1 protein-coding gene is annotated in these 916 nt (G+C 65.2%); it reads right to left on the bottom strand.

Features of this window, described 5'->3' with window-relative positions:
• A partial coding sequence (locus tag FK530_RS24290) for a 5'-nucleotidase C-terminal domain-containing protein (RefSeq protein ID WP_146489416.1) occupies positions 1-916 on the bottom strand: 916 nt, incomplete at both ends.

Here is a 916-nt window from a genome sequence, read left to right as displayed (position 1 = left end):
CACGAAGAAGTCCGCGGGGTCGATGACCTTCTTGGCCTGGGCGTACTCGATCATCTGCTGACGGATCTCGACCAACTCGTTGTAGACGACCGGCGCCTCGGTGACGTGGGGGAACCCGCCACCACCGGACTGGCGGTAGTTGTTGATGGCCAGGACGAACCTGTCGCCGTCTGCCACGGGCACACCGTTGTAGGAGAGTCCCTCGATGCGCTGCCCCACGGGCTTGGAGATGTTGATGCGGTAGTCGACCCCCGTCAGGGCGTCGTAGTTGTAGTCCGGGATCGTGGAGCCGTTCCACTCGGCATTCGTCCCCGTCTCCGGGTCGAAGGTGGCGCCCTCGTCCACGCCGACGAAGTACTTGGCGGAGAACTCCATGTAGTCGCGCAGCTGTGCCCCCGTGATCTGGACGCCCATCAAGGTGTTGTCGTAGATGTAGAGGCCCGCGACGTCCTTGATCGTCACGTCACCCTTGGTGAAGACGGCATCCCGGGAGAAGGGGGAGACCTGGGCGATGACGGGAAGGTCGCCCGCGGGGGTGCCGGCGATTCCCTGGCGGACGGTGTCGACCATGACGGCGCCGATGAAGTCCAGGATCGGGGTGTCCTCGTAGCGTGAGGATGCCGCGGACATGGTTTCGGAGGACTGGGCGACAACGGTGTTGACGTAGGTGCGGGTGTCCTCGTGGTCGGTTGCCAGCAGCTGGTCCTGGGTGATCAGGTCGGAGTCTGTCAACGAGGGTGCAGGGTGGCTGGTGGCCCAGGTGGCGATCGTTGCGTTGTCGGCCGCGGTGTCATCGGAGGAGGGCCATGCGACGGAGGCGGTGCCGCCCTCGTCGAAGGTCAGTGGGAGCTGCACGTCGGAGAGCGACTGGGCCCAGTAGTTGGGCTGGGTGAAGAGGACGGGTGAGCCGTCAGGG

Source organism: Tsukamurella conjunctivitidis (assembly GCF_007858475.1).
Classification (GTDB): domain Bacteria; phylum Actinomycetota; class Actinomycetes; order Mycobacteriales; family Mycobacteriaceae; genus Tsukamurella; species Tsukamurella conjunctivitidis.
This window is presented reverse-complemented; position numbering and strand designations above follow the sequence as displayed.